Source organism: Rhodoferax sp. GW821-FHT10B06 (assembly GCF_059415605.1).
Window position 1 is genome coordinate 1 of the sequence record NZ_JBWKNO010000042.1, and the last position, 1,153, is coordinate 1,153.

A 1,153-nucleotide genomic window follows, 5' to 3' on the forward strand; every position below is an offset into this window, starting at 1 on the left:
GCTGCTTGTTCACTGGTGGCCTGGCTCATGCTCTGCGCCGTGGTTGAGACTTGTTCGCTGGCCGAAGCAATGCTGCTGGCTGCTGCGTTGACTTCGCCTATGACTTGCGAGAGCTTGCTTACCATTGTTTGGATGGCGAACAACATGCTGCTCGTGTCATTGGTACGGGTCTTCACCACCACCGTCATGTCGCCGCCGGCAATCTTCGATACCACGTCCGCCGCGTAGGCTGGCTCACCCCCGAGCTGTTTGACCAGGCCACGGGTGATCAGGACAGCTAGCGCCATCGCGATCAGCACGGCGCCAATACCGGCCCCCAGCATCCAAGTGCGTGCGGAGCGGTAGCTTTCCGCGGCCTGCGCGCCGGACGCCTTCATTTGCTCACCGACGAGGCTCTGGAACGCGTCCAGCGCGTCCACGACAGCGGTGTTGCTGACCGACATCTCCTTCAACATAAATTCCGTGGCCTTGGCCTTGTCAGCCTTGAGCAGGGCATAGTACTGGTCGTACTTGGGTGCAGTTTCTTCATAGGGCTTGCGCATCGCATTGAACAGCTCGCGCCCCTTGGGCGTGTTGATAGTCTTGTCGAGCTGGGCCATGCCGTCGTTGGCGACACTACGCAATTTCTGGATCTTGGCCTTGTTCTGTTCTATTTCATCCTCGGAACTGACGAGCAACAGGTTGCGCGTAGAGCGCCCGATGTCGAGCAGAGCCACCTGGATGTTGCCTGCCACATCGATCTTGGGATAACGGTCGTCGGTGATGTCTCTCGTTTTATCGTTCATCGTCGCCATATTGGTCAGCGCCAGCACGATGGTTGCGATGAGCAACGCCACAACAGTGCCGAAGCTCAGTGCCAGCTTGGTGGCAATGCCTAGTTGTTTTTTTTCCATATCGATTTCTTTCGTTTTAAATTGCGTATTGCCCAAGCCAATCAGGCCGTTGCCCCAACTCTGAAGAAGCCCATCACCTCCTGCAGTTGCGCCGCCTGGTTACTCATCTCTTCGGCGGTGCAATGCCATTTTGTGGTGCAGAAAATTGCCATTCAAATGTTTGCCACGCCGCCGTGCCCCACTCCGGCCAGCGCGGCCATCTCATCCACCGACAGCACATGGTGGATGTTGAGGATGATCACGAACTTGCCGTTCACCTT

General features: G+C 57.0%; 1 protein-coding gene. It reads right to left on the minus strand.

The genetic code is table 11. The features are described 5' to 3' along the window. Positions 1 to 893 (minus strand): MCP four helix bundle domain-containing protein (locus AC07O2_RS25955; protein WP_495234995.1); only part of this gene is annotated, 893 nt, incomplete at its 3' end. Positions 894 to 1,153: the final 260 nt, after the last annotated feature.